Source organism: Arthrobacter sp. B6 (genome assembly GCF_001663775.1).
Taxonomy (GTDB): Bacteria; Actinomycetota; Actinomycetes; order Actinomycetales; family Micrococcaceae; genus Arthrobacter.
This window is the reverse complement of sequence record NZ_KV467169.1, coordinates 930,770-957,769: the sequence shown is the minus strand read 5'-3', so window position 1 is coordinate 957,769 and position 27,000 is coordinate 930,770. Positions and strand designations below refer to the sequence as shown.

At 62.8% G+C, this 27,000-nt stretch carries 20 protein-coding genes; 17 read left to right on the top strand and 3 right to left on the bottom strand.

All coding sequences use genetic code 11. From position 1 onward, the window contains the following. The 3 genes from AU175_RS19070 (at position 1) to rplL (ending at position 2,470) form a co-directional block, all read left to right on the top strand. A complete protein-coding gene (locus AU175_RS19070; protein WP_066294485.1) occupies positions 1 to 1,119 on the top strand; it encodes a GNAT family N-acetyltransferase in 1,119 nt (372 codons plus the stop codon). 305 nt (positions 1,120 to 1,424) lie between these two features. Then, entirely contained in the window at positions 1,425 to 2,018 is a 594-nt protein-coding gene (rplJ, locus tag AU175_RS19065) for a 50S ribosomal protein L10 (protein WP_066293313.1), read from the top strand. Positions 2,019 to 2,098: 80 nt separating this feature from the next. Beyond that, the gene (gene rplL / locus AU175_RS19060) at positions 2,099 to 2,470 is read left to right on the top strand and encodes a 50S ribosomal protein L7/L12 (RefSeq protein WP_011692821.1); all 372 of its coding nucleotides are present in this window, start codon (positions 2,099 to 2,101) and stop codon (positions 2,468 to 2,470) included. Between the two features lie 117 nt (positions 2,471 to 2,587). Here the strand turns inward: rplL and AU175_RS19055 are convergent, their stop codons facing one another. Both AU175_RS19055 and AU175_RS19050 read right to left on the bottom strand, forming a co-directional pair. Then, on the bottom strand, positions 2,588 to 3,088 hold the full coding sequence (locus AU175_RS19055; protein WP_066293310.1) for an aminoacyl-tRNA deacylase: 501 nt from the start codon (positions 3,086 to 3,088) through the stop codon (positions 2,588 to 2,590). After that, positions 3,088 to 4,287 (bottom strand): acetyl-CoA C-acetyltransferase, encoded by a 1,200-nt coding sequence (locus AU175_RS19050; RefSeq protein WP_066293307.1) that lies wholly within the window; start codon positions 4,285 to 4,287, stop codon positions 3,088 to 3,090. Before AU175_RS19050 ends, AU175_RS19055 begins: the two co-directional genes overlap by 1 nt. A gap of 241 nt (positions 4,288 to 4,528) precedes the next feature. Between AU175_RS19050 and AU175_RS19045 the strand changes: the two genes are divergently transcribed. The 9 genes from AU175_RS19045 (at position 4,529) to AU175_RS22570 (ending at position 22,332) form a co-directional block, all read left to right on the top strand. Then, the gene (locus AU175_RS19045; protein ID WP_066293304.1) at positions 4,529 to 4,993 is read left to right on the top strand and encodes a hypothetical protein; all 465 of its coding nucleotides are present in this window, start codon (positions 4,529 to 4,531) and stop codon (positions 4,991 to 4,993) included. A gap of 298 nt (positions 4,994 to 5,291) precedes the next feature. Beyond that, positions 5,292 to 8,801: a DNA-directed RNA polymerase subunit beta gene (rpoB, locus tag AU175_RS19040; protein ID WP_066294484.1), complete on the top strand. Its 3,510-nt coding sequence runs from the start codon at positions 5,292 to 5,294 to the stop codon at positions 8,799 to 8,801. Positions 8,802 to 8,894: 93 nt separating this feature from the next. Beyond that, on the top strand, positions 8,895 to 12,794 hold the full coding sequence (locus tag AU175_RS19035) for a DNA-directed RNA polymerase subunit beta' (RefSeq protein ID WP_066293303.1): 3,900 nt from the start codon (positions 8,895 to 8,897) through the stop codon (positions 12,792 to 12,794). Positions 12,795 to 13,285: 491 nt separating this feature from the next. After that, entirely contained in the window at positions 13,286 to 13,660 is a 375-nt protein-coding gene (gene rpsL, locus AU175_RS19030; RefSeq protein WP_018773658.1) for a 30S ribosomal protein S12, read from the top strand. Position 13,661: 1 nt separating this feature from the next. Next, positions 13,662 to 14,132 carry a 30S ribosomal protein S7 gene (rpsG, locus tag AU175_RS19025; RefSeq protein ID WP_026531948.1) on the top strand — a complete coding sequence of 157 codons (471 nt, stop codon included), beginning with the start codon at positions 13,662 to 13,664 and terminating at the stop codon, positions 14,130 to 14,132. A 69-nt stretch (positions 14,133 to 14,201) separates the two neighbouring features. After that, entirely contained in the window at positions 14,202 to 16,316 is a 2,115-nt protein-coding gene (gene fusA, locus AU175_RS19020) for an elongation factor G (RefSeq protein WP_066293300.1), read from the top strand. Positions 16,317 to 16,579: 263 nt separating this feature from the next. Beyond that, the gene (gene tuf / locus AU175_RS19015) at positions 16,580 to 17,770 is read left to right on the top strand and encodes an elongation factor Tu (RefSeq protein ID WP_050684398.1); all 1,191 of its coding nucleotides are present in this window, start codon (positions 16,580 to 16,582) and stop codon (positions 17,768 to 17,770) included. A 170-nt stretch (positions 17,771 to 17,940) separates the two neighbouring features. Next, on the top strand, positions 17,941 to 22,176 hold the full coding sequence (locus AU175_RS19010) for a hypothetical protein (protein WP_066293298.1): 4,236 nt from the start codon (positions 17,941 to 17,943) through the stop codon (positions 22,174 to 22,176). A 30-nt stretch (positions 22,177 to 22,206) separates the two neighbouring features. Beyond that, positions 22,207 to 22,332, top strand: a complete 126-nt coding sequence (locus tag AU175_RS22570) for a hypothetical protein (RefSeq protein ID WP_269449497.1) — start codon at positions 22,207 to 22,209, stop codon at positions 22,330 to 22,332. A 54-nt stretch (positions 22,333 to 22,386) separates the two neighbouring features. Here AU175_RS22570 and AU175_RS19005 read toward each other — a convergent pair whose 3' ends face one another. Next, on the bottom strand, positions 22,387 to 23,823 hold the full coding sequence (locus tag AU175_RS19005) for a GH1 family beta-glucosidase (RefSeq protein WP_066293297.1): 1,437 nt from the start codon (positions 23,821 to 23,823) through the stop codon (positions 22,387 to 22,389). A gap of 396 nt (positions 23,824 to 24,219) precedes the next feature. On the opposite strand from AU175_RS19005, the gene rpsJ reads away from it, so the two are divergent. Genes rpsJ through rplB form a run of 5 tightly spaced genes read left to right on the top strand, consistent with a single transcriptional unit; the run spans position 24,220 to position 26,992 of the window. Further along, complete coding sequence (gene rpsJ, locus AU175_RS19000) at positions 24,220 to 24,528, top strand: 30S ribosomal protein S10 (protein WP_003803825.1); 309 nt, start codon at positions 24,220 to 24,222, stop codon at positions 24,526 to 24,528. Between the two features lie 17 nt (positions 24,529 to 24,545). Further along, positions 24,546 to 25,196: a 50S ribosomal protein L3 gene (rplC, locus tag AU175_RS18995; protein WP_056626643.1), complete on the top strand. Its 651-nt coding sequence runs from the start codon at positions 24,546 to 24,548 to the stop codon at positions 25,194 to 25,196. Positions 25,197 to 25,200: 4 nt separating this feature from the next. Beyond that, complete coding sequence (gene rplD / locus AU175_RS18990) at positions 25,201 to 25,821, top strand: 50S ribosomal protein L4 (RefSeq protein ID WP_066293296.1); 621 nt, start codon at positions 25,201 to 25,203, stop codon at positions 25,819 to 25,821. Further along, positions 25,818 to 26,123 (top strand): 50S ribosomal protein L23, encoded by a 306-nt coding sequence (gene rplW, locus AU175_RS18985; RefSeq protein WP_066293292.1) that lies wholly within the window; start codon positions 25,818 to 25,820, stop codon positions 26,121 to 26,123. The genes rplD and rplW overlap by 4 nt, the downstream gene beginning before the upstream one ends. A gap of 29 nt (positions 26,124 to 26,152) precedes the next feature. Further along, a complete protein-coding gene (rplB, locus tag AU175_RS18980; RefSeq protein WP_066293289.1) occupies positions 26,153 to 26,992 on the top strand; it encodes a 50S ribosomal protein L2 in 840 nt (279 codons plus the stop codon). Positions 26,993 to 27,000 lie beyond the last annotated feature (8 nt).

The following is a 27,000-nucleotide window of genomic DNA, read 5'->3' as shown; positions in this document are numbered from 1 at the left end:
ATGGCAAAAGATGTGAAGATCGAGCAGCTTTGGATCCCGGAGTCGCTGGACGCGACGGACGCAGCGGACTTCCTTGCCGCCGTCGAGGTGGGACGCAAGGTCCGGATGCAGACCTGGGGAAGTGATGACCTGGCCTACGCGCCGCTGGAGAAACTCCTGGAGCTCGAGGATCCCTACGAGCGCCAGATCATCCTGGTGGCCAAGGTCGACGGCGAGATCGTGGGCACGGTGGACATCGCCCTTCCACTGGCTGACAACCTGGACCTGGCCGAGTTCACCCTGGATATCCTGCCCGAATTCCAGAGGCAGGGCGTTGGTAGGAAGCTGCTGCTCGCCGCTGAACACCTGGCGCGGGCTGAGGGCCGGACCATGATCCTGGTGGATACCAACCATCCGGGTGCTTCACTGCATGAGTTTGAGAAAGCCCAGCTGGTCCCCGGCTCAGGGCAGGGTTTTGTGCCGCTGGACAGCCGCGAGGTCGAGTTTGCCCGCAAGACCGGGTACACCCTGCAACACATTGAGCAGTTCAGTTCCTGCACCCTGCCCCTGGACTCCAAGCTCGTTGCGGACCTCCAGGCGGAGGCCGACGCCGCCAATAACGGCCGGTACCGCCTGCATCACTGGACGGACCGCTGCCCGGACCAGTGGCTGGAAGCTGTGGCCGTGCTGGAGAACCAGGCCGGCGCCGACGTCGACCCCTCCCTTGAGACGCCGGTTGAGCAGGACATGGTGTTCGACGGCGGCATCCTCCGTGAGGCGGAAGAGGCCACCATTGCGCAGGGACGGCGGACGGTGGTTACCGCCGTCGAGCACCTGGCCACCGGCGCCCTGGTGGGGCTGACCACCATCAGCGTCCTGGCCCACCGTGCAGATGTCGTCTTCCAGGACGACACACTGGTGCTCCAGGAACACCGCGGCAACAAGCTGGGCCTGCTGATCAAGGTGGCCAACATGGAACGGCTGACCGAACAGTTCCCGGACGCCAGGGTCATCTACACCTGGAACGCCCCGGAGAACAGATACCTCCTGACCGTTAACAAGCAGCTGGGATTCACCACGGCAGGCGTGACGGGGATCTGGCAAAAGGAGCTGCCGCAGCTGGGCAGCAGCAAGAGCTGAGTCCCCGGTTTGCCCGATTTGGTAGAGGGACGGCGCGTCCCGTAAGCTTGAACTACCAAAGACCGTCGGTTGTTGGAAATCCACTCTCCTGAGCACAGCTCAACTCTGTAGTTTGTGCGCTGGAGGGCAAGTGGCTTTCTGGACGAAGGACCCTGAACATAGGGCGGCCGGCGCAGGTGAACGAAGCAAAGCTCCGCAGTTGAACTGTGTTGAGCCAAGCCCCGTGCATCTGCGCGGGGCGTTTTTAGTTTTAGCTCACTTGAGCGGGGACCCGGTATACCGGCACTATCCCCGGAAGGAGGGTTATGGCAACGCCTGCAAAGGTTTCAGCAGTAGCTGAGATCACTAACGATTTCAAGGAATCGAACGCCGCTGTCCTGACCGAATACCGCGGGCTCACCGTTGCACAGCTCAAGCAGCTGCGTGTTTCTCTCGGCCAGGACACCAAGTTCTCGGTCGTCAAGAACACCCTGACCGCCATTGCAGCCAAGGAAGCCGGTGTCGAAGCATTCGACGGCGACCTCTCCGGCCCCACTGCAATTGCGTTCATCAAGGGTGACGCAGTTGCAGCTGCCAAGAGCCTGACGGATTTTGCCAAGGCCAACAAGCAGCTGGTCATCAAGACCGGTTACTTCGAGGGCAAGGCTTTGAACGCCAGCGAAGTTGCCGCACTGGCAGCACTCGAGTCCCGCGAGCTGCAGCTCGCCAAGGTTGCCGGAGTCCTCAAGGCTCCTGCCGCCGCAGCTGCACGCATCATTGACGCACTGCGCCTCAAGCTTGAAGAAGAGAACGGTGCACCGGCAGCTGCCGAGGCTCCTGCCGCTGAAGAAGCTGCTGAAGTTCAGGCAGAAGCTGGAGCAGAGGCCCCGGCCGAAGCTCCCGCAGCCGAAGAGAACTGATTCTCTTTACCCCACCAGACTCCGGTGTGAAGGCAACGGCCCAGGCCGCCAAGCACCACCTATAGGAAGGACGCCACACCATGGCGAAGCTCACCAACGAAGAGCTCATTGAAGCTTTCAAGGAACTGACCATCATCGAGCTCTCCGAGTTCGTCAAGCTCTTCGAAGAGACCTTCGAAGTTACCGCTGCTGCCGTTGCCGTTGCAGGCCCGGCTGCCGCTGCTGAAGAGGCCGAAGAGAAGACTGACTTCGACGTCGTTCTCGAGGCTGCTGGCGACAAGAAGATCGCAGTGATCAAGGAAGTCCGCGCCATCACTTCCCTGGGCCTGAAGGAAGCCAAGGACCTGGTTGACAGCGCTCCGAAGGCTGTCCTCGAAGGTGCCACCAAGGAAGCTGCCGAGAAGGCCAAGGAGCAGCTCGAGGCTGCCGGCGCCACCGTTACCCTCAAGTAACGCTCGCTTCTCCAACAGGAAACCCCGTCCACTCCGGTGGGCGGGGTTTCCTGCTTTAAGCCCAACTAGGTAGCAGCAGATGTCGTTATGGGCGCTCATAGCGACATCTGCTGCTACCTACATGGGGTTGGGGTCCGAGATGTCCGCGACAGTGGCGCCCAGGGCAGCAGTCAGGGCGTCGGCATCCACAAAAGCGCTGTAACCATGTTGCCCGGCGCCCATGGAGATCCGGCGCCCCGCAATGGTCCGGTCCGCATAAACAGGCCACGCCTTCGTGCTCCCCAGCGGCGTGATGGTGCCGCGTTCATAGCCTGTAGCCTCGAGCGCCACATCGGCTGGCGGCAGCGACAGCTTGTTGACCCCCACCAGGCCCCTGAGCTTGGACCAGGAGATCTGCCGGTCGCCCGGGATCAGCGCGAACAGGAAGCTGCCATCCTTGTGCTTCACCACCAGGGACTTTACGATGTCCGCCGGTGTAATACCCAGGATGCCCGCTGCCTCCTCAAGGCTGTGGGCGGCCAGCCGCTCCACTAGCTCGACGTCGAGGCCCCGCGCCGCGGCGTCAGCAAGGAACCGTGCCCTCCCGCCGCCGTCGGCCGCTTCCGCTGGGGGAGCCATCAGTCCCGGTACAGCAGGAGCGCTTCGCCCTGCCCTCCGCCGCCGCACAGCGAGACCGCGGCTTTGCCGCTTCCGCGCCGCCTCAGTTCGTGGGCGGCATGCAGCGCCAGCCGGGCCCCGGAGGCGCCGATGGGGTGACCAAGCGCAATGGCCCCGCCATGAAGGTTGCACTTCTCCAGCGGGTAGTCGAGGTCCTTCAGGGACTGCACGGCCACCGAACCGAATGCTTCGTTGATCTCGATGAAGTCCAGGTCCGCCGTGCTCCAGCCTGCCCGGTCAAGGGCGCTCATGATCGCCTGCGACGGCTGTGAGTGGAGCGAATTGTCCGGCCCGGCCACCTGTCCTGGCTTTCCGACGACGGCGAGGTAGTCAAGACCGTTCGCTTCGGCGAACCCGCGCGAAGTGAGCACCAGGGCGGCGGCGCCGTCGGACAGGGGAGAAGAGTTGCCTGCCGTGATGGTGCCGTCCGTGACGAAGGCGGCCTTGAGGCCCGCCAGCGTTTCGATTGAGGTGTTGGGGCGCACGCCTTCATCGGTGCCGACGACGATGGGGTCGCCCTTGCGCTGCTTGACGCTGATGGGTGCGATTTCGTCGTCGAACACGCCGTTCTTCGCTGCCAGCGCGGCACGCTGGTGGGACTGGGCAGCCACATTGTCCTGCGACGTCCGGTCAATGCCGAGGGTGAGGTTCCTGGTTTCGGTGGAGAGGCCCATGGACTGACCATCGAAGGCGTCAGTCAGTCCGTCGTGGGCGGCGACGTCCAGGGCCTGGATCGCGCCGTAGGTCCAGCCTTGGCGGGAACCGGGCAACAGGTGCGGCGCACGCGTCATGGATTCCTGCCCGCCGGCCACGACTACGGTGGCATCGCCGCTGCGGATGAGGCGGGCTGCGTCGATGACTGCTGTCAGGCCGGAGAGGCAGACTTTGTTGATCGTGACCGTAGGTACATTCCAACCGATTCCGGCACCGATGGCGCTTTGCCTGGCAGGGTTCTGGCCCGCTCCGGCCTGGAGCACCTGCCCCATGATCACCGCGTCCACGCGTCCGGCGTCCACGCCGCTGGCCGCGATGGCGGCCTTGATGGCGTGGGCCCCGAGTTCGACGGCGGTGAAGCTCGCCAGTTGCCCGTTGAGGCGCCCCTGCGGGGTCCGCGCCGCTGAGAGGATGACAACGTCAGTGTTGTCTGTGGAGTTGCCCATTGTTATCTCTTCCGATCTGAACCGATGTAGGCCAAGGCTATCGTGAGCTTCCTCACCTAATTATCCAACAATCTCCGCAGGCAACGCGGGGCAGGGGAGAACTACCCATATCCACAACGTGCACGACGGCGTCGGCCTCAATAGGGTTGGCGGCACACACTTTTGCACGAGGCCGGTTCGTCCGCCGTGGCACATGCAGTGGGAAACAGGAAACACGTATTCGGAATCAGGGAGCAACACCATGAAAACAATCCTCGCCGCGGCGGCCGTCGCCGGCCTCGCCGGACTCACCGCCTGCAGCGTGGCCGCTCCTGCTCCGGAGGCCACAACGTCCACCACCCCCGCGACGTCCAGCCCCGCACCTTCCCGGGCGACGCCGTCGCGATCTTCAAGTACCTCGGCTCCCCAGGCAGGAGGTGTCAAGGCCGCCTGCGAGCAGTTCAATACCCTCTATGCCGAATACAAAGCCATCCAGGGCGATCACAACGCCTACGAGGACATTTACTTCGCCGCACAGGACGCCAAGGATGCTGCGTCGGGCAACCAAAAAGGTCTGTTCACCTCCCTGAGCGTCCTGTCCCTGGACCGCGCCTCGGCCATGGAAAGCGGCGGTGAAGTGGATCAGTCGTCAAAGGATTTGGTCCGTGATGCGGTCTTCGCCAACGCCAACGAGTGCACCGCAGAGGGTGTCACGCTCCAGCTCTGAGCTTGCGGCCGGACGCCGAAAAGATGGGTCTTGCAATAACGCGCGATGTGGGGTAGACACGTAATCGGTTTTGCCGTATCGTAGATATTTGCGTCTTCCCTGTTTACCTTCAGCCTTCATATAGCGGTGGGCTTTGCCTGGCAGCTGACCATCAACGTGCCGTCAACAACGTCATTGTATGGTCAGCGTGGGCCCCGGGTCATATAGCGGAACCGGATGGTAGCACTGCAGAGTCACTCTGCAGGGTGCACAGCGGGGGAGATCTGAAAACGCCTGAAGGTCTGTGGAAGGATCCCTCTTGGTCGCCTCGAGCACCTCTAATAACGAAACCGCTAACACCGCCGACAGCACTGATGGTGCCACTCGCCGGCTCTCATTCGCAAAGATTCACGAACCGCTTGACGTTCCGAATCTTCTTGCCCTGCAGACGGACAGCTTTGACTGGCTGGTCGGAAACGAACGCTGGCAGGCACGCGTAGCGAAAGCCGTAGAAGAAAACGACCTCAGCGTCGCCACCACGTCCGGCCTGTCGGACATCTTCGAAGAGATCTCCCCGATTGAGGACTTCCAGGGCACCATGTCCCTGAGCTTCTCCGATCCGGAGTTCGCTGATCCGAAGTACACCATGGCCGAGTGCAAGGACCGGGACGCAACATACTCGGCACCGCTGTACGTCAAGGCCGAGTTCATGAACAACAACACGGGCGAAATCAAGCAGCAGACCGTGTTCATGGGCGACTTCCCGCTGATGACCGAGAAGGGTACCTTCGTCGTCAACGGCACCGAGCGTGTCGTCGTCTCCCAGCTGGTCCGCTCGCCGGGCGCCTACTTTGAGCGCACCGCCGACAAAACCAGTGACAAGGACATCTTCACTGCAAAGATCATCCCCTCCCGTGGTGCATGGTTCGAGCTCGAGATCGACAAGCGCGACCAGGTCGGGGTACGCCTTGACCGTAAGCGCAAGCAGTCCGTCACGGTGCTGCTGAAGGCCCTCGGCTGGACCGAAGGCCAGATCCTGGAAGAGTTCGGCCAGTACGACTCCATGCGCGCCACCCTCGAGAAGGACGCAACCGAGACCCGCGAAGACGCGTTGCTGGACATCTACCGGAAGCTGCGACCGGGCGAGCCGCCCACAGTCGAGGCTGCCCAGTCCCTGCTGGACAACCTGTACTTCAACTCCAAGCGCTACGATCTGGCCAAGGTCGGCCGCTACAAGATCAACCGCAAGCTCGGCATTGACCGCTCCCTTGGCGACAAGGAAGCCTCTGTCCTGCACGTTGAAGACATCGTGGCCATGATCAAGTTCCTGGTCGCCCTGCACGCCGGCGAGAAGACCCTGATGGGCAAGCGCGACGGCCAGGACCACGAGCTGCGCGTCGAGATCGATGACATCGACCACTTCGGCAACCGCCGTATCCGCGCCGTTGGCGAGCTCATCGAGAACCAGGTCCGCACGGGCCTGTCCCGCATGGAGCGCGTTGTCCGCGAGCGTATGACCACCCAGGACGTCGAGGCCATCACGCCGCAGACCCTGATCAACATCCGCCCGGTTGTGGCAGCCATCAAGGAGTTCTTCGGAACCTCCCAGCTGTCGCAGTTCATGGACCAGAACAACCCGCTGTCGGGCCTGACCCACAAGCGCCGCCTGTCGGCGCTTGGCCCGGGTGGTCTGTCCCGTGACCGTGCAGGCATGGAAGTGCGAGACGTTCACCCGTCCCACTACGGACGTATGTGCCCCATTGAAACCCCTGAAGGCCCGAACATTGGCCTGATCGGTTCGCTGGCATCCTACGGCCGCATCAACCCGTTCGGCTTCATCGAGACGCCGTACCGCCTGGTCAAGGACGGCGTCGTTTCCGACAACGTCCAGTACCTGACGGCAGACGACGAAGCCGAGGTCCTGATCGCCCAGGCCAACGCTCCGCTGGACGAGAACAAGAAGTTCGCTGAAGAGACCGTCCTGGTCCGCGCCCGTGGTGGTGGAGGCGAGCCTGTGCTGGTTCCCGCCGCCGACGTCGAGTTCATGGACGTTTCCCCGCGCCAGATGGTGTCCGTTGCGACGGCCCTGATCCCGTTCCTCGAGCACGACGATGCAAACCGCGCACTCATGGGTGCCAACATGCAGCGCCAGGCCGTGCCGCTGGTCCGTTCCGAGGCACCCTTCGTGGGTACCGGCATGGAGCGGGCCGCAGCCGTCGACGCCGGTGACGTTGTCATCGCGAAGAAGGCCGGTGTGGTCACCGAGGTCTCCGCTGAGCTGGTCATCATGCTCAACGACGACGGTACGGAAACCAACTACCGCATCAACAAGTTCGCGCGTTCCAACCAGGGCAACTGCTACAACCACCGTGTCCTGGTGAGCGAAGGCCAGCGCCTCGAGGTCGGCGGCATCATCGCCGACGGCCCGGCAACGGACCAGGGCGAACTGGCCCTCGGCAAGAACCTGCTCGTGGCATTCATGTCATGGGAAGGCCACAACTTCGAGGACGCCATCATCCTCTCGCAGCGCATTGTTGCCGAGGATGTTCTTTCCTCCATCCACATCGAGGAGCACGAGATCGATGCCCGCGACACCAAGCTTGGTGCCGAGGAAATCACCCGTGACATCCCCAACGTGTCCGAGGAAGTCCTGGCGGGCCTGGACGAGCGAGGCATCATCCACATCGGTGCCGAGGTTGAAGCCGGCGACATCCTGGTCGGAAAGGTCACCCCGAAGGGTGAAACCGAACTGACTCCGGAAGAGCGCCTGCTGCGCGCCATCTTCGGCGAGAAGTCCCGCGAAGTGCGCGACACCTCCCTGAAGGTTCCGCACGGCGAGTCCGGCACCGTCATCGGCGTCCGCGTCTTCGACCGCGACAACGACGACGAACTGCCCCCGGGCGTCAACCAGCTGGTCCGCGTCTACGTGGCCGCCAAGCGCAAGATCACCGACGGCGACAAGCTCGCCGGCCGCCACGGCAACAAGGGTGTTATCTCCAAGATCCTCCCGATCGAGGACATGCCCTTCCTTGCCGACGGCACCCCTGTTGATATCGTCCTGAACCCGCTGGGTGTTCCGGGCCGTATGAACGTCGGCCAGGTGCTGGAAACGCACCTCGGCTGGGTTGCCAAGACCGGTTGGAAGATCGAAGGCGAGCCCGAATGGGTCAAGCAGCTGCCGAACCTGCCGCGCGAAAGTGGCCAGACCACCGTTGCCACGCCGGTCTTCGACGGTGCCCGTGAAGAGGAAATCACGGGCCTGCTCGACTCCACCAACGTGACCCGCGACGGCGACCGCCTGATCAACTCCTCAGGCAAGACCCGCCTGTTTGACGGCCGCTCCGGCGAGCCGTTCCCGGACCCGATCTCCGTCGGCTACATGTACATCCTGAAGCTCCACCACCTGGTGGACGACAAGATCCACGCCCGCTCCACCGGCCCGTACTCCATGATCACCCAGCAGCCGCTGGGTGGTAAGGCACAGTTCGGTGGCCAGCGCTTCGGTGAAATGGAAGTGTGGGCGCTGGAAGCTTACGGCGCCGCGTACACGCTCCAGGAACTCCTCACCATCAAGTCGGATGACATCCACGGTCGCGTCAAGGTCTACGAAGCAATCGTCAAGGGCGAGAACATCCCCGAGCCGGGCGTTCCTGAGTCCTTCAAGGTCTTGATCAAGGAAATGCAGTCGCTGTGCCTGAACGTGGAAGTACTCTCCACGGACGGAACCACAATTGAAATGCGTGACTCTGATGACGCAGTCTTCACGGCTGCGGAAGAACTGGGCATCGATCTGTCTCGTGCAGAGCCCAGTTCCGTAGAAGAGGTCTAGCAGTACGACGGCGGGTGACCGCCCGCCGTCGTACTCCCTCCTCCCCGCACCCAAGACTTCAGAATTTAGAGAACAAGAGAGAACAGGGACCATATGTCCAGCGAATCCTCCTTCGGCCTCATGCAGATCGGCCTCGCCACCGCGGAAGACATCCGTGGCTGGTCTTACGGCGAGGTTAAGAAGCCGGAAACCATTAACTACCGCACGCTCAAGCCTGAGAAGGACGGCCTCTTCTGCGAGAAGATCTTCGGCCCGTCCCGGGACTGGGAGTGCTACTGCGGCAAGTACAAGCGTGTGCGCTTCAAGGGCATCATCTGCGAGCGGTGTGGCGTTGAAGTCACCCGTGCGAAGGTCCGCCGTGAGCGCATGGGCCACATCGAACTGGCCGCCCCGGTCACGCACATCTGGTACTTCAAGGGTGTTCCCTCCCGCCTGGGCTACCTCCTCGACCTGGCCCCGAAGGACCTCGAAAAGGTCATCTACTTCGCGGCCTACATGATCACCAGCGTCGATGAGGCTTCCCGCCACGAGGAACTGCCCAACCTGCAGGTTGAGCACGACATCGAGAAGAAGCAGCTGATCGACAACCGCGACTCCGACATCGCGGCAATTGCCCGTGACCTCGAAGGCGAGATTGCGCGCCTTGAGGGTGAAGGCGCCAAGGCGGCCGACAAGAAGAAGGCCCGCGACTCCGCCGACCGCCAGATGGCCAACGTGCGCAAGCGCGCCGACGCCGACATCGAGCGCCTCGAGCAGGTCTGGGACCGCTTCAAGAACCTGAAGGTCGCGGACCTCGAAGGTGACGAAGGCCTGTACCGCGAACTGCGCGACCGCTACGGCATCTACTTCGAAGGCTCCATGGGTGCCGAAGCCATCAAGAAGCGCCTTGAAAGCTTCGACATGCAGGCCGAATCTGACCTGCTGCGCGACATCATCGCCAACGGCAAGGGCCAGCGCAAGACCCGCGCCCTGAAGCGCCTGAAGGTGGTCAACGCATTCCTGACCACCAACAACAGCCCGCTCGGCATGGTGCTGGACGCCGTCCCGGTGATCCCGCCGGAACTTCGTCCGATGGTCCAGCTGGACGGTGGCCGCTTCGCGACCTCCGACCTCAACGACCTCTACCGCCGCGTGATCAACCGCAACAACCGACTCAAGCGCCTGCTTGACCTCGGTGCTCCGGAGATCATCGTCAACAACGAGAAGCGCATGCTTCAGGAAGCTGTTGACAGTCTCTTCGACAACGGCCGCCGCGGCCGTCCGGTCACCGGACCGGGCAACCGTCCGCTGAAGTCCCTGAGCGACATGCTCAAGGGCAAGCAGGGCCGTTTCCGCCAGAACCTCCTCGGCAAGCGTGTTGACTACTCCGGCCGTTCGGTCATCGTCGTCGGCCCGCAGCTGAAGCTGCACCAGTGCGGCCTGCCCAAGCAGATGGCGCTGGAGCTCTTCAAGCCGTTCGTGATGAAGCGCCTGGTTGACCTCAACCACGCGCAGAACATCAAGTCGGCCAAGCGCATGGTCGAGCGCTACCGTCCGCAGGTCTGGGACGTGCTGGAAGAGATCATCACCGAACACCCGGTGCTGCTCAACCGTGCACCTACCCTGCACCGCCTCGGCATCCAGGCGTTCGAGCCGCAGCTCGTTGAAGGTAAGGCCATCCAGCTGCACCCGCTGGTTTGTGGCGCGTTCAACGCTGACTTCGACGGTGACCAGATGGCAGTGCACCTGCCGCTGAGCCCCGAGGCGCAGGCTGAGGCCCGCATCCTGATGCTGTCCTCGAACAACATCCTGAAGCCGTCCGACGGACGCCCGGTCACCCTGCCTTCGCAGGATATGATCATCGGCCTCTACCACCTGACCACCAAGCGTGTCGGTTCAGCTGGCGAAGGCCGTGTCTTCGGTTCGGTCTCGGAAGCCATCATGGCGTTCGACGCCCGCGAGCTGCACCTCAACTCGCAGGTCCGCATCCGCCTGGAAGGCTTTGTTCCTTACGCCGGCTGGGAAGCCCCCGAAGGCTGGGAGCCGGGCCAGCCCGCACTCGTCCAGACGTCCCTGGGCCAGGTGCTCTTCAACGAGACCCTGCCTGAGGATTACCCCTGGGTTGAGGCTGTTGCCGACAAGGGCGAACTGTCCCGCATCGTCAACGACCTCGCCGAGCGCTACCCGAAGGTTGTCACCGCGGCAACGCTGGACAACCTGAAGGATTCCGGTTTCTACTGGGCCACCCGTTCAGGCGTCACCGTTGCCATCTCCGATATCGAGGTCCCGGCCGCGAAGCCTGCAATCCTTGCCGGTTACGAGGAACGGGCCGCCAAGATCCAGGGCCAGTACGACAAGGGCCTGATCGACGACGACGAGCGTCGCCAGGAACTGATCGAGATCTGGAACAAGGCAACCAACGAGATCGCCCAGGCGATGCGCGACAGCCTGTCCCCGATGAACACCATCAACCGCATGGTGTCCTCCGGTGCACGTGGTAACTGGATGCAGGTCCGCCAGATCGCGGGTATCCGTGGCCTGGTGGCCAACCCTAAGGGTGAGATCATCCCGCGTCCGATCAAGTCCTCCTACCGCGAGGGCCTGTCGGTGCTGGAATACTTCATCGCCACCCACGGTGCCCGTAAGGGCCTGGCTGACACCGCACTGCGTACCGCCAACTCGGGTTACCTGACCCGTCGTCTGGTGGACGTGTCCCAGGACGTTATCGTCCGCGAAGAGGACTGCGGTACCGAACGCGGCCTGGTGACTCCCATCGCCGTCGCAGACGCCAACGGCGAGCTGGTCCTGGACGAGAACGTCGAGAACAGCGCGTACGCCCGTACCCTGGCCGTGGATGTCGTTGACTCCAAGGGCAATGTGCTGGCTCCGGCAGGCACAGACTGCGGCGACGTCGTTATTGCTGAGCTGTTCGCAGCTGGCATCACCGAGGTCAAGGTTCGCTCGGTACTCACCTGTGAGTCCAGCGTCGGCACCTGCGCACTGTGCTACGGACGTTCGCTGGCGACCGGCAAGACCGTGGACATCGGCGAGGCCGTGGGCATCATTGCCGCACAGTCCATCGGCGAGCCCGGCACGCAGCTGACCATGCGTACGTTCCACACCGGTGGTGCTGTTTCCGCCAGCGGTGGCGACGACATCACCCAGGGTCTGCCCCGTATCCAGGAGCTCTTCGAAGCCCGTACCCCGAAGGGTGTCGCACCGATTGCTGAAGCAGCCGGCCGCATCACCATTGAAGAGTCCGAGCGCCAGATGCGCCTGGTCATCACCCCGGATGACGGATCTGAAGAGATCGCGTACCCGGTACTTCGCCGTTCACGCCTCCTCATCGAGGATGGCGAGCACGTCACGGTAGGCCAGAAGCTCATCAACGGTCCGGTGGATCCCAAGCAGGTTCTGCGCATCATGGGTCCCCGTGCCGCGCAGAAGTTCCTGGTGGACGAGGTCCAGGGCGTCTACCGCAGCCAGGGCATCGGTATCCACGACAAGCACGTCGAGGTTATCGTCCGCCAGATGCTGCGCCGCGTCACGGTCATCGAGTCCGGCGAATCGGACCTGCTGCCCGGCGAGCTTGCCGAGCGCAGCCGCTTCGAGGATGCCAACCGCCGCGTTGTGTCCGAGGGCAAGACTCCGGCTTCCGGACGTCCTGAACTCATGGGTATCACCAAGGCGTCCCTGGCCACCGAGTCCTGGCTGTCCGCAGCTTCCTTCCAGGAGACCACCCGCGTCCTGACGCAGGCGGCCATGGAAGGCAAGAGCGATCCGCTGCTCGGCCTCAAGGAGAACGTCATCATCGGTAAGCTGATCCCGGCCGGCACGGGCCTCCCGCGCTACACCGAGGTCACCGTGGAGCCCACTGAAGAAGCAAAGGCCAACCTGTTCACCGGCCCCAGCGCATTCAGTGACTTCTCGTACGACACCCTGGGAGGCGACGGAGCACCTGAGTTCCACGCCATCCCGCTGGATGACTACGATCTCGGCAACGATTTCCGCTAACCGGCGGGAATACCAGCCTGGTTGAAGGGATGGCCCCGCACCGCAAGGTGCGGGGCCATCCGCCTTTTAACCCCGTCGGTTGCTCCCGCCGGCCCCCTCGCGTCGCAAGCTCGGCCAGGGAACCCTGTCGATTGCTCCGTAGGCGCCCTTTTGGGCAGCCAAAAGGGCGCCCATGGAGCAATCGATGGGGGGAGGCGGGGCCTGCCGTATACACCCGATTAAGGCGCAGGATCAAGCCGTGCTAGAATTTTTCTAATTGTTCTGTGTGGCAGTGGATGAAGGCCGCCGCAGCATCATTTTGGTTTTGTTCTCATGATGTTGGGTGTGAGCTTGTTTCCGGGTTGCGGGGTAGGTGCGCAACGAATGCCACTCTTTTGCACGCCCGGGCACGATTCGAGACACCAGGGCTGCAGGGACAACGCCAAAACCGATGCAGTGACGGCTGACGCCTGAATGCGCCGGTAGAGATCAAACCAACGGAGAACACGAGAGTGCCTACGATTAACCAGCTGGTCCGCAAGGGCCGCACGCCTAAGGTCAAAAAGACCAAGGCTCCCGCGCTTAACGGCAGCCCCATGCGCCGCGGTGTCTGCACCCGCGTTTACACCACCACCCCGAAGAAGCCGAACTCGGCTCTGCGTAAGGTGGCCCGTGTGCGCCTCAACGGTGGCATTGAAGTCACCGCTTACATCCCCGGTGTAGGCCACAACCTGCAGGAGCACTCCATTGTGCTCGTTCGCGGCGGTCGCGTGAAGGACCTCCCGGGTGTCCGCTACAAGATCGTCCGTGGCGCCCTCGATACCCAGGGTGTCAAGAACCGTAAGCAGGCCCGCAGCCGCTACGGCGCAAAGATGGAGAAGAAGTAATATGCCTCGCAAGGGTCCGGCCCCCAAGCGGCCGCTCGTACTAGATCCCGTTTACGGCTCCCCTCTGGTCACGCAGCTGATCAACAAGGTTCTGGTTGACGGCAAGAAGTCCACCGCAGAGCGCATCGTCTACGGTGCCCTCGAAGGCGCACGCGCCAAGTCCGGCGGCGATCCTGTTGCAGCCCTCAAGAAGGCGATGGACAACGTCAAGCCTTCCCTCGAGGTCCGCTCACGCCGCGTTGGTGGCGCAACCTACCAGGTTCCCGTTGAGGTCAAGCCGGGTCGCTCCACCGCCCTCGCACTGCGCTGGCTGGTTGGCTACTCCAAGGCCCGCCGCGAGAAGACGATGACCGAGCGCCTCCAGAACGAAATCCTGGATGCGTCCAACGGTCTCGGTGCCGCTGTGAAGCGTCGCGAAGACACCCACAAGATGGCCGAGTCCAACAAGGCCTTCGCACACTACCGCTGGTAATACTTCCGGACGCCGCCGGCTCGTTACGAGCCGGCGGCGAACGCGTAGTCCATCCGAAAGGGAGACACCGTGGCACAGGACGTGCTTACCGACCTTAGTAAGGTCCGCAACATCGGCATCATGGCCCACATTGATGCCGGCAAGACCACCACCACCGAGCGCATCCTGTTCTACACAGGTGTGAACCACAAGATTGGCGAAACGCACGACGGCGCTTCGACCACCGACTGGATGGAACAGGAAAAGGAACGCGGCATCACCATCACGTCTGCCGCCGTGACCTGCTTCTGGGAAAACAACCAGATCAACATCATCGACACCCCCGGCCACGTTGACTTCACCGTTGAGGTTGAGCGCTCCTTGCGCGTCCTCGACGGTGCTGTCGCCGTATTCGATGGCAAGGAAGGCGTTGAGCCCCAGTCCGAGACCGTTTGGCGCCAGGCTGACAAGTACAACGTTCCGCGTATTTGCTTCGTCAACAAGATGGACAAGCTGGGCGCTGACTTCTACTTCACCGTAGACACCATCATCAGCCGCCTCGGTGCCAAGCCGCTGGTCATGCAGCTGCCGATCGGTGCCGAGAACGACTTCATCGGCGTCGTCGACCTGCTGTACATGCGTGCACTGGTCTGGCCCGGCGATGCCAAGGGTGACGTCACCATGGGTGCCAAGTACGAGATCCGCGAGATCCCTGCTGAGCTCCAGGAAAAGGCTGAAGAGTACCGCGCATCGCTCGTTGAGACCGTTGCAGAGTCCTCCGAAGAACTCATGGAGAAGTACCTTGAGGGCGAAGAGATCTCGGTCGACGAGCTCAAGGCCGGCATCCGCAAGATGACGATCAACTCCGAGCTTTACCCGATCTTCTGTGGTTCCGCATTCAAGAACCGCGGCGTGCAGCCCATGCTTGATGCTGTTGTTGACTACCTGCCGAACCCGCTCGACGTCCCGCCGATGATCGGTCACGATCCCCGCGACGAAGAGAAGGAACTGACCCGTGCGCCGTCGTCGGAAGAGCCGTTCTCGGCTCTTGCCTTCAAGATCGCTGCGCACCCGTTCTTCGGCCAGCTCACCTTCATCCGCGTGTACTCCGGTCACGTGGAAGCAGGCGCCCAGGTGGTTAACTCCACCAAGGGCAAGAAGGAGCGCATCGGCAAGCTGTTCCAGATGCACGCCAACAAGGAAATGCCTGTCGACGGCGCTACCGCTGGCCACATCTACGCAGCCATCGGTCTGAAGGACACCACCACAGGTGACACCCTGTGCGACTCGTCCAACCAGATCGTCCTCGAGTCCATGAGCTTCCCGGAGCCCGTGATCTCGGTTGCCATCGAACCCAACACCAAGGGTGACCAGGAGAAGCTCTCCACGGCCATCCAGAAGCTCTCCGCTGAGGACCCCACCTTCCAGGTGTCCCTTAACGAAGACACCGGCCAGACCATCATCGCCGGCATGGGCGAGCTCCACCTGGATATCCTGGTGGACCGCATGCGCCGCGAATTCAAGGTCGAGGCCAACGTTGGCAAGCCGCAGGTTGCGTACCGCGAAACCATCAAGCGTGCTGTAGAGCGTCACGACTACACACACAAGAAGCAGACCGGTGGTTCGGGTCAGTTCGCAAAGATCCAGATCGCGATCGAGCCGCTGGACACCGCCGAGGGCGAGCTGTACGAGTTCGAGAACAAGGTCACGGGTGGCCGCGTTCCGCGCGAGTACATTCCGTCCGTTGACGCCGGTATCCAGGATGCGCTGAACGACGGCGTCCTGGCCGGTTACCCGGTCGTCGGCATCAAGGCCACGCTGATTGACGGCGCGTACCACGATGTTGACTCCTCGGAAATGGCGTTCAAGATCGCCGGACGCATGGCTTTCAAGGAAGCCGCACGTAAGGCGAACCCTGTTCTGCTCGAACCGCTGATGGATGTCGAGGTCCGCACCCCTGAGGAATACATGGGTGAAGTTATCGGTGACCTCAACTCCCGCCGTGGCCAGATGCAGTCCATGGAAGATGCACAGGGTGTCAAGGTCATCCGTGCGCACGTCCCGCTGTCCGGCATGTTCGGCTACATCGGTGACCTGCGTTCGAAGACCCAGGGCCGCGCTGTGTACTCCATGACGTTCAACAGCTACGCCGAGGTCCCGAAGGCAGTTGCCGACGAGATCATCCAGAAGACCCGCGGCGAGTAGTCTTTCCGACTTTCAAAGCGACAAACTCGGGTGTGTTTCCGGTTGACGGAAGCCCGCCTGGTGCAGATGGCCGGTTCCCGGCTGGATGCAGTCCGGTCAAGCCGCGCTCCGGCCATCTGCACGAACAGGCTCTAGGGACTAGTATTAGTTCCTGAATCTGCAATTTCACCAATCCAAAGCCCCCCAAGTAGACTTGCCTGAGTTTCTGCCGCGACAAGCGCGGTTGAAGGGTAAGTCATTTGAAAACGTTCTAGGAGGAACCTGTGGCAAAGGCAAAGTTCGAGCGGACTAAGCCGCACGTTAACATCGGCACCATTGGTCACGTTGACCACGGTAAGACGACGTTGACGGCCGCCATTTCCAAGGTGCTGTACGACAAGTACCCGACTCTCAACGAGCAGCGCGACTTCGCGTCTATTGACTCTGCTCCCGAAGAGCGTCAGCGCGGCATTACCATCAACATCTCCCACGTTGAGTACCAGACCGAGAAGCGCCACTACGCACACGTAGACGCTCCGGGTCACGCTGACTACATCAAGAACATGATCACCGGTGCTGCACAGATGGACGGTGCAATCCTCGTGGTTGCCGCCACTGACGGCCCGATGGCTCAGACCCGCGAGCACGTCCTGCTCGCCCGCCAGGTGGGTGTTCCCTACCTGCTGGTTGCTCTGAACAAGTCGGACATGGTTGACGACGAAGAGCTGCTGGACCTCGTTGAAATGGAAGTTCGTGAGCTGCTTTCTGCTCAGGGCTTCGATGGCGACGACGCTCCCGTTGTTCGCGTTTCCGGCCTGAAGGCACTCGAAGGCGACCCCGTCTGGGTCAAGTCCGTCGAGGACCTCATGGAAGCCGTTGACGAGTCCGTTCCGGACCCCGTACGTGACCGTGACAAGCCGTTCCTGATGCCGATCGAAGACGTCTTCACCATCACCGGCCGTGGCACCGTTGTAACGGGCCGCGCCGAGCGTGGAACCCTCGCCATCAACTCCGAGGTCGAGATCGTCGGCATCCGCCCGGTCCAGAAGACCACGGTTACCGGTATCGAGATGTTCCACAAGCAGCTCGACGAAGCATGGGCCGGCGAGAACTGTGGCCTCCTGCTCCGCGGTCTGAAGCGTGATGACGTAGAGCGTGGCCAGGTTGTCGTCAAGCCGGGTTCCATCACCCCGCACACCGACTTCGAGGCTAACGTCTACATCCTCTCCAAGGACGAAGGCGGGCGTCACAACCCGTTCTACTCCAACTACCGCCCGCAGTTCTACTTCCGCACCACGGACGTAACCGGCGTTATCACCCTGCCGGAAGGCACGGAAATGGTTATGCCTGGCGACAACACTGAGATGACCGTTGCGCTCATCCAGCCGATCGCGATGGAAGAGGGCCTCGGCTTCGCTATCCGCGAAGGCGGCCGCACCGTTGGTTCAGGACGCGTTACCAAGATCAACAAGTAATTCTGTTGATTCCTGCTTGACCTCTGATCGGAACGGCCGTCTGACGGGCCTGACGTGAAGTTTGGAACAGCCCCGCTGCTAGTGCAGCGGGGCTGTTCTTTGCTACAGTTAATCCAATCACTGGATTAATTGGGTTGGAGCCGTCCTGCCCCGTCGGGAGAGGGTTCAGCTTGCCGGACGAATCGTATGAAGCGGGCTATCGCGCCGGCCACCTTCAGGGGTGGATGGACGCCATGGCCAAAGTGGCGGCAACGCAGCAGACTGCCAGCTCTCCGGCGCCGAACCCTCCTCCTCAGTCGTTGGTCGCCTCAGGGTCTCCGGAGCCTGCGGCGGCCCACAATATTGGTTCCTTCCCGCCCGCCGAACCGATCGCCGGGCTGCCATTCCCCGGCACCACCAGCGTGCCCTCGCGTCCTGCGGAAAGTGTCCCACACCTTGTGCTTGACGGGAGGGCCGCAGAGCGCGCAGCCGGGGACCACGTAGACGGGTCGGGGCCGCGGATTTCGAGGTACCCTGATGCCCAGCCGGAGGAGACGCCGGCGGAACGGCAAGCGCGCCGCGAGAAACGGGACCGCCAGAACATCAACATCACACTCTATGTGGCCAGCCTCCTCCTGGTAGCCGCAGCTGCCCTCTTCATCGGAACCAGCCTTCCACCCGTGTTTCGCTTTGCCGGAGTCTGTGCCGTCACCGCCGCGTTCTATGCAGCCGGTTTTGTCCTTCACTCCAGGGTGCCACGACTGAAGCCGGCGGCAGTGGCGTTCGCGGGTACCGGCCTGGCCCTGGTTCCGGTGACGGGACTGGCCCTCTACAATTTCGCCCTGCACCACGGCCCCACCGCCTGGCTGATCACCTCCCTGATTGGCACTGTGGCATACATGGCTGCGGCCGTCCGCCTGGAAAGCCGCGTGCTGGTTTATCTTTCGCTGACGTTCGTGGCTTCCACGGCCTGGTCAGGGGTGTCAGTCCTGGGAGGCGCGATTGTCTGGTACTTCGCCGCCCTGATCGGCCTGGCCGTGCTGCTGACGTTTGTGGCCCTCGCCCGGCCCGGCTGGCTTCCTCCGGTCTACGTCAGGCCGCTGATGGTGCTGCACCCGTTTGTTGCGCCTGCGGTCGCGGCGGCAGCCACGTGCCTGCCGCTGGTGCTGGACAAGAGCGAATACGCGCTCATTATGGCGATGTGCGGAAGTTATTTTGGGCTGATGGCCGCAGTGCCCGGGAGCCGGCTCAAGCTTGCCAACTTCTATGCGGCGCGGATATCCCTGACCTTGGCGGCCGCCGTCGGGATCTGGCACCTGACTGGCCGGGGCAGTGACGCCCTTCTGGCCGCGGCAGGAATGCTCGCTGCCCAGGGTGCGGCCGTGGCCTTCGCGGCTACCAGGCTGAACCATTGGTTCCCCGCAACCGGTGGTCCGGGCCAGGCCGGAGCGTCCGTGGGATTGCTGCCCGGCCGATGGCATGTGGACGCTTTGGCCACGTTCAGCACTCAACTGCTGGTCACACTGATTTACACCGCTGACATCCTGTCTGCGGAGTTCTACGGCTACGGCACGCCCGGCCAGGTGAATGACGTTCCGGTGTGGATACCGGTTGCAGTGGCCTTGGCCGCCAGTTTCGTGTTGGCGGAACGGCTGGGCGGGCCAGCGGAGTGGGCCCCTGTGGCCTCTTTGGCCCTCGCCGGAGTAGTCGGCTACGCCATGGGTGCCTGGGCTGTGGCAACCATGCTGGCAGTGGCAGTCCTCTTCTGGGCCATTCGCGCGTTCTTCGCGGCCGGTGTGATGCGAGGGAAGCTGGTGCTCGGCGCCAGGGTGGCGGCGACACTGACGGTGCCCTTCACTGTTGCCGCGATAGTTGTTGGCGGCCCGGACCGGGTCACCGCCTCGGTCTTCGCCCTGCTCGTGGCGCTGGTCTGCCAGCAGCTGTTGTCAGCCTTCCTGGAGCGCTCCGGAGCCGGATCCCTGGCCCCGGAGGCCACCCTTGCGGGCTTCGGAGCGGCCGGCCTGGCCACTGTCATCCTGCTGGTGCTCCTGGATGCAAATCCTGGCCACGACTGGATCCGGGCGGCCGTTATCATTCAGCTGCTGTCGGCGATGGTGATCGGCCTGTTGGTTATGCCCCGGCCGGCCAACCAGCCTGAATGGACACCGACGGCGTGGGAGATCCTGCCCCTCGCAGCCGCCACGCTCTGTGTCCCCGTTTCATTCCTGGCTGTGAGCCAGGCAGCCGGGAACATGACACTGCTGTTGGTGCTGGGCTACCTGGTCGCTTCCGGCCTCCGACTGTCCGCAGGTCAGCATCGCTGGACCTACTGGTGGCTTGGCCGCTTTGCAGCCACGGTACTGGTGCTGACTGCTTTTGACCTTCTCCAGCGTGAGGCCGGACCGACGGTCATCGCCGGCGATGAACTCCGACCTGTCACGGTGCTGGTCCTCTTCCTGGCCGTTCAATTGGTTTTCCCGGTAGCCGCCGTCGTGCGGGCGAAGGCACCACGGGGAGTGCTTGCGGATCCGGGCGTCGTGCTGCTGCTCCAGTTGATGGCGTCTGCAGCGCTGCTGACATCGGACACGGGAGGATGGCAGGCAAACTTCGCCGCTGCCCTGACTGCATTCTCCGCGGCGGTATCGGGCTACGCGTTCAGGGCAAGGACTGCCGCTGTCTGGTTCGCTCCGTCGTCGTTGGCAGGCCTGTTGGCGTTCAGTGCGGGTGACGTGCTGGTGATTGAACTGCTGCTGGGTATCCATGCGGTGTTCGCTGCGGTGATGGTGATGGCTTCCGGCCAGCCCGCCCGCAAGGGCTGGTACTTTGTGGCAGCCAGGGTGCTCACGGCGGCCCTCGCTGCTGTCCTCAGTTATGACGTCACCGCGTCTCCGACCGCCGTCTCGGTGACTTTTGCCCTTGTCCTTGCCGCGCAGCACGCTGTCCGCTGGCTCATGAGGTCACGGCTGGCAGAGATTCCGTTCCAGCAGGCGGCCGTCTGGATCACGCTGGCGGGCCAGGCTGTGCTTCCGTTGGCTTACCTCTGGCAGGCCCAAGTTGGCCAGGGGATCTCGGCCGACGACGGCGGCCGCTGGGTGGTGCTCCTGGAGCTGCTTCTGCTGTTCGTCTCGGCAGTCGTGGCCCACCGGTTCTTTGCCGCACGAGGATCCCTCTACTTCGGTATTTACGCGCTGTTGTTCAGCGTCCTGTCCCTGGGCCCCGCGGTCAGCATCGCCAACGGCGGCCCGCCAGGCAGCACCACCTTCCTGGCGGCTCCCATCCTGGATTATGCCGGCACGGCGGCAGTGCTGATGTGCGGGGCGATGCTCGCTTCAGCCGTTGGAGTGCAGCGGCGCGGGCGCAACGTCGCCGCGACAGATGCGGATCACTGGCTGTGGCTTGCTTCCGCGGGCTCCTTTGCCGTGGCGGCCCTGGCTGTGGCACCACTGGCTTCGGATTGGGTGATGGGTGCCGCCCTGCTGGTCCTCGCAGCGGTGTGCTTCGCTGCCTCACACGTCGAAGGACTGCCATGGTTGTACGCGCCAGCGGCCTTGGCTGCCCTGGCCGGCGGTACCGCGCTGGCAGATGCAATCTTCCAGGATGCTCCGGGGGAGTGGGGCCGCTACCTTCCGTGGCTTTGCGGCACCGGCGTGGCCGCGGTTGCGCTCTACGGGGCACGGCTGGGCCGCAGTGGACCGCTTGCGGCTGACCCCGTGCGGCGCTGGTCGCTGGCCGGTGCCGCCTTTGCTGGACTGTGCATTGTAGCTCTCACCGGGCTGCGGCCGGACGCGACTGCGTGGGCGGGTGCCTTCGCGCTGGCCGCGGCTGCGGGGGTGGCCTACCTCGAGGCGCCCGGAACAGTGCGCCGGATAGTTGCCGAGTCGGGTTTCCTGGCGGTGGTGGCCGCCGTGCAGCGTGCGGCGATCTTTGAGCTGGATGGACAGTACGGCGTGAACTACAGGCTTTCCCTTGGCCTCCCTGACCCTTTCTGGGTGACCCAGTGGTACGTCCTCGCCGGGGCTGGCCTCGGCGCCCTTCGCTTCGCCTCGGGTCAGCGGACCGCCGGCAGGCTCATGGTGGGGACGGCTTCAGGGCTGCTCACGCTGAGCGGGCTCGGCATTGTCTTCGGCGGTACCGGCAGCCAGCAACTGTGGGTGCTCGTCCTCTTCGCAGGACTCCTGATCGCCGGCCTGGGGCTGGGGGAAAGGGTGTTTGTCTGGTGGGGCGCCGCCGGGGTGGCCGCCTGCCTTCTCTGGGCCATGCGCCAGTACACTTTCGCACTCCTGGCGCTGATCGCCGTCGGCCTCATTGTGTTCGCAGTCTGGCGGCTGAACCGTGGAACGGCAATGGAGAAACCCGCAGTGGATACGTCCGCCGGACAGCCGACACCTGACCGGCAGGACGGCGGAGAGCCGTTCAGGAAGCACTGATACTGTTGCTTGCATCGAGAGGAGCGCATCATGGAGTGGCTAATTTTCCTGGCAGTCGTGGTAGCCATTGTTGCCGGGGTTTTCTGGGCAAAGAAGTATTTCCGGAACGAGATCGACCGGGCCAAACGCATTAACCGGGCAAAAAAGAACCAGTAACCCACTGCAGGCCGCCGCCATCGTGCCAGTGGACGCCCCAAGGCTGCCCGTCGCTCAGTCGGGCAGCCTCTTCCGCTCCCGGCTCAGTGCCTGGTACCAGTAGAAGGACGACTTTGGGGTCCTCTCCTGCGTCTCAAAATCCACATGGATCAGCCCGAAGCGCTGGGAGTAACCCGCGGCCCATTCGAAGTTGTCCATGAGCGTCCAGACGTAGTAGCCGCGAAGATCCACACCCTCGGCGATTCCGCCAGGAGCTGTCGCGTCCACCGCCTGCCGCAAATGATCGGCGATGTAGTTCACCCGGCGCTCATCCTGCAGGGGCCCGGTGACGCGGTCCGGTTCCGGGAAACTGGCGCCGCTCTCAGTGATATAGACCGGAGGCAGGGCATCCCCATAGCGGTCGCGGAGTTCCGCCAGCAGTATGCCAAGATGCGCGGGTGCCACGGGCCAACCGAAGCCGGTGGTCTGGTATTCGGGGTAGCCCACTTCGTGGAAGGGCAGCTGGGCAACTGCCTTGTGGGTGTCGGCGGGAATGGGGGTGATTCCCCGGCCCAAGGCCACCTTGACGGGGAAATAGTAGTTCAGGCCGTAGAAGTCCAACGGCTGGTGAATGGTCTTCAGGTCAGCATCTGAGAGCTTTCCGATGGAATGAAGCCAGGGTCGCGACACCAGGGGCAGCTTGGGGTACTTTCCCAGCAGCACGGGGTCTGCATAGATCCTGTTCATCAGCAGGTCGTACAGCCGCGCCACCAGCCTGTCTCCGATCCTCCGGCTGGCTGGGCGTATCGGCGAGTGCAGGTTAGTCACTCCCACCCCGCCCTTGACGCCCGCGGCACGCAGGGCCTGTACGCCGAGGCCGTGGGCCAGGAGCTGGTGGTGGATCGACGGCAGGGCGTCGAACATGAGCGCCCGCCCGGGGGCATGGACACCGAGTGCGTACCCGTTCAGGGTTACTGAAACGGGCTCATTGAGCGTCACCCACTGGGCGACGCGGTCGCCGAAGCGCTGGCCCGCCACCGCACAGTACTCCGCAAAGCGCTCTGCGGTGGCGCGGTTCAACCAGCCGCCGCCGTGCTCCAGGGGCAGCGGAGTGTCCCAGTGGTACAGGGTGGCCATGGGTGAGATGCCCGCTTCGAGGAGCTGATCTATCAGCCGGTCGTAAAAATCCAGGCCCTGGCTGTTGATGGCACCGCGGCCGTCGGGCTGGATGCGGGGCCAGGAAAGGGAGAATCGGTAGGAATCGATGCCCAGCTCGCGCATGAGGGCGATGTCTTCCGGGAACCGGTTGTAGTGGTCGCATGCGACGGCGGGGGAATGGCCGTCCATGATGCTTCCGGGTTTCTCCACAAAGGCATCCCAGCCGGAGGGGCCGCGCCCATCTTCGGCCAGCGACCCCTCTATTTGGAACGCGGCGGCGGCGACGCCCAATGTGAAGGACGGCGGCAGCCGGTCGGCAAGGTCACGTACGGAAGCAGCATATTCGACCGTCATGACCCCATCATCCATTCGCCGGTTGCCGAAGGCAATGATCCAGGGACGGCAAAGCAGAGCAGATTCGCTTCTGCCGATAATATCCGGCATACTAGATGAGTTGTTCAAGCGCTTCTTCGTGTCCCGATCCGGATAATGCCGGGTGTCAGGGTCCAAGTTGAAGACCAAACATAACCCACTCCCCATGGAACTGCGGATTCGTATGCGTGAAAATCGCGACACGCCCGACCGCGGGGGTCGGTTGCGCCGGCAAGGTGAGGAACCCGGATTCATCCGGATTCAGTTTGTGCGGCGGGTGGTAGTTAAGACTTCAAATGCTTCGGCAGCCACACAACGAGTAAGTGAACAGGGCAGCCCCAACCAGGGGAAGCACAGACTGAAAGAGAGTCAGGCGACATGGCGGGACAAAAAATCCGCATCCGGCTGAAGTCATACGACCACGAGGTCATTGACGTTTCAGCACGGAAGATCGTTGAGACGGTCACGCGCGCAGGCGCAACGGTAGTGGGCCCCGTGCCGCTTCCGACGGAGAAGAACGTTTACTGCGTTATCCGCTCTCCGCACAAGTACAAGGACAGCCGCGAGCACTTTGAAATGCGCACGCACAAGCGTCTTATCGACATCATCGATCCCACGCCGAAGGCCGTTGACTCGCTTATGCGTCTCGACCTGCCCGCCGACGTGAACATCGAAATCAAGCTGTAGGGAGGTGCTGAGAGACTATGACCGCAACCCGTAACGTAAAGGGCCTGCTGGGCACGAAGCTCGGCATGACCCAGGTCTGGGACGAGAACAACAAGCTCATCCCCGTCACTGTGGTCCAGGCAGATTCGAACGTCATCACGCAGCTGCGCAACGCAGAGACCGATGGCTACGTCGCCGTTCAGATCGGCTACGGCCAGATCGATCCCCGCAAGGTCACCAAGCCGCTGGCTGGTCACTTTGAAAAGGCGGGCGTCACGCCTCGCCGCCACGTCGTCGAACTGCGCACCGCAGATGCTGACTCTTACGAGCTGGGCCAGGAGCTTTCTGTTGAGCTCTTCGAAGCCGGCCAGAAGATCGACGTTATTGGCACCACCAAGGGTAAGGGCTTCGCCGGTGTTATGAAGCGTCACGGCTTCCACGGCGTTGGAGCTTCCCACGGTGCCCACAAGAACCACCGTAAGCCCGGTTCAATCGGTGGCGCATCCACCCCGAGCCGCGTCTTCAAGGGCATGAAAATGGCCGGCCGCATGGGCGCCGTTCGTCACACCACGCTGAACCTCACCGTTCACGCCGTTGACGTCGAGAAGTCGCTGCTCCTGATCAAGGGTGCCGTCCCCGGCGCCCGCGGCCAGGTCGTACTCGTACGCACCGCCGTGAAGGGAGCCTAGTCCAATGGCTAACACTGTCAAGGTTGACCTGCCTGCAGAGATCTTCGACGTTCAGACCAACGTGCCGCTGCTGCACCAGGTCGTCGTTGCACAGCTCGCTGCTGCTCGCCAGGGTACCCACAAGACCAAGACCCGCGCCGAAGTTTCCGGTGCAGGCCGCAAGCCGTTCAAGCAGAAGGGCACCGGCCGCGCCCGTCAGGGTTCAATCCGTGCTCCTCACATGACCGGCGGTGGCGTTGTCCACGGTCCCACACCGCGGGACTACAGCCAGCGCACCCCCAAGAAGATGATTGCTGCTGCACTGCGCGGCGCACTGTCTGACCGCGCCCGCAACGGACGCATCCACGTCGTTGCTGACCTGGTTGCCGGCTCCAAGCCGTCCTCCAAGGAAGCACTGGCAACGCTGCGCGGCGTCTCCGAGCGCAAGAACCTGCTCGTTGTCATTGAGCGCGCCAACGATGTTGCTGCACTGTCCGTGCGCAACCTCGAGGATGTTCACGTTCTGTACGCAGACCAGCTGAACACCTACGACGTTCTCGTTTCTGACGACGTAGTCTTCACCAAGGCTGCCTACGAAGCATTCGTTGCTGACAAGGCTGCAAAGAACGAGGAGGATGCCAAGTGAGTGCAGCCACCATCAAGGACCCGCGCGACGTCGTGCTTGCACCCGTCGTATCGGAAAAGAGCTACGGCCTGATCGATGAGGGAAAGTACACCTTCCTGGTGGACCCCCGCTCGAACAAGACCGAGATCAAACTGGCCGTGGAGAAGATTTTCTCCGTCAAGGTCGACTCGATCAACACCATCAACCGTGCCGGTAAGCGCAAGCGCACCAAATTCGGATGGGGTACCCGCAAGAACACCAAGCGTGCGATTGTCACCCTCAAAGAAGGCACTATCGACATCTTCGGCGGTCCGCTCGCGTAGCGGAGACCACTTTAACGAGGAAATAAATTATGGGAATCCGTAAATACAAGCCGACTACCCCGGGCCGTCGTGGCTCGAGCGTAGCGGACTTCACAGAAATCACGCGGTCGACGCCGGAAAAGTCGTTGGTACGTCCGCTGCCCAAAAAGGGCGGCCGTAACAACACCGGTAAGATCACGACCCGTCACAAGGGTGGTGGCCACAAGCGCCAGTACCGTCTGATCGACTTCCGTCGCCACGACAAGGACGGCGTTGACGCCCGCGTTGCCGAAATCGAGTACGATCCGAACCGTACGGCTCGCATCGCCCTCCTGCACTACGTTGATGGCACCAAGCGTTACATCATCGCCCCGAACAAGCTCTCCCAGGGTGACTTCGTAGAAGCAGGTGCCAACGCTGACATCAAGCCTGGCAACAACCTGCCCCTGCGCAACATCCCGGTGGGTACCGTTATCCACGCAGTTGAACTGCGTCCGGGTGGCGGCGCCAAGATGGGCCGCTCCGCCGGCGCATCGATCCAGCTTGTTGCCAAGGAAGGCCGCTTCGCCCAGCTGCGACTGCCTTCCGGCGAAATCCGCAACGTTGACGTGCGCTGCCGCGCCACGGTCGGCGAGGTCGGCAACGCCGAGCAGTCGAACATCAACTGGGGTAAGGCCGGCCGCATGCGCTGGAAGGGCGTCCGCCCGACCGTCCGTGGTGTCGCCATGAACCCGGTTGACCACCCGCACGGTGGTGGTGAGGGTAAGACGTCCGGTGGACGTAACCCCGTCAACCCGAACGGTAAGCGTGAAGGCCGCACCCGCCGCCCCAACAAAGAGAGCGACAAGCTTATTGTTCGTCGCCGTCGTACTGGCAAGAACAAGCGATAGGAGCCTGG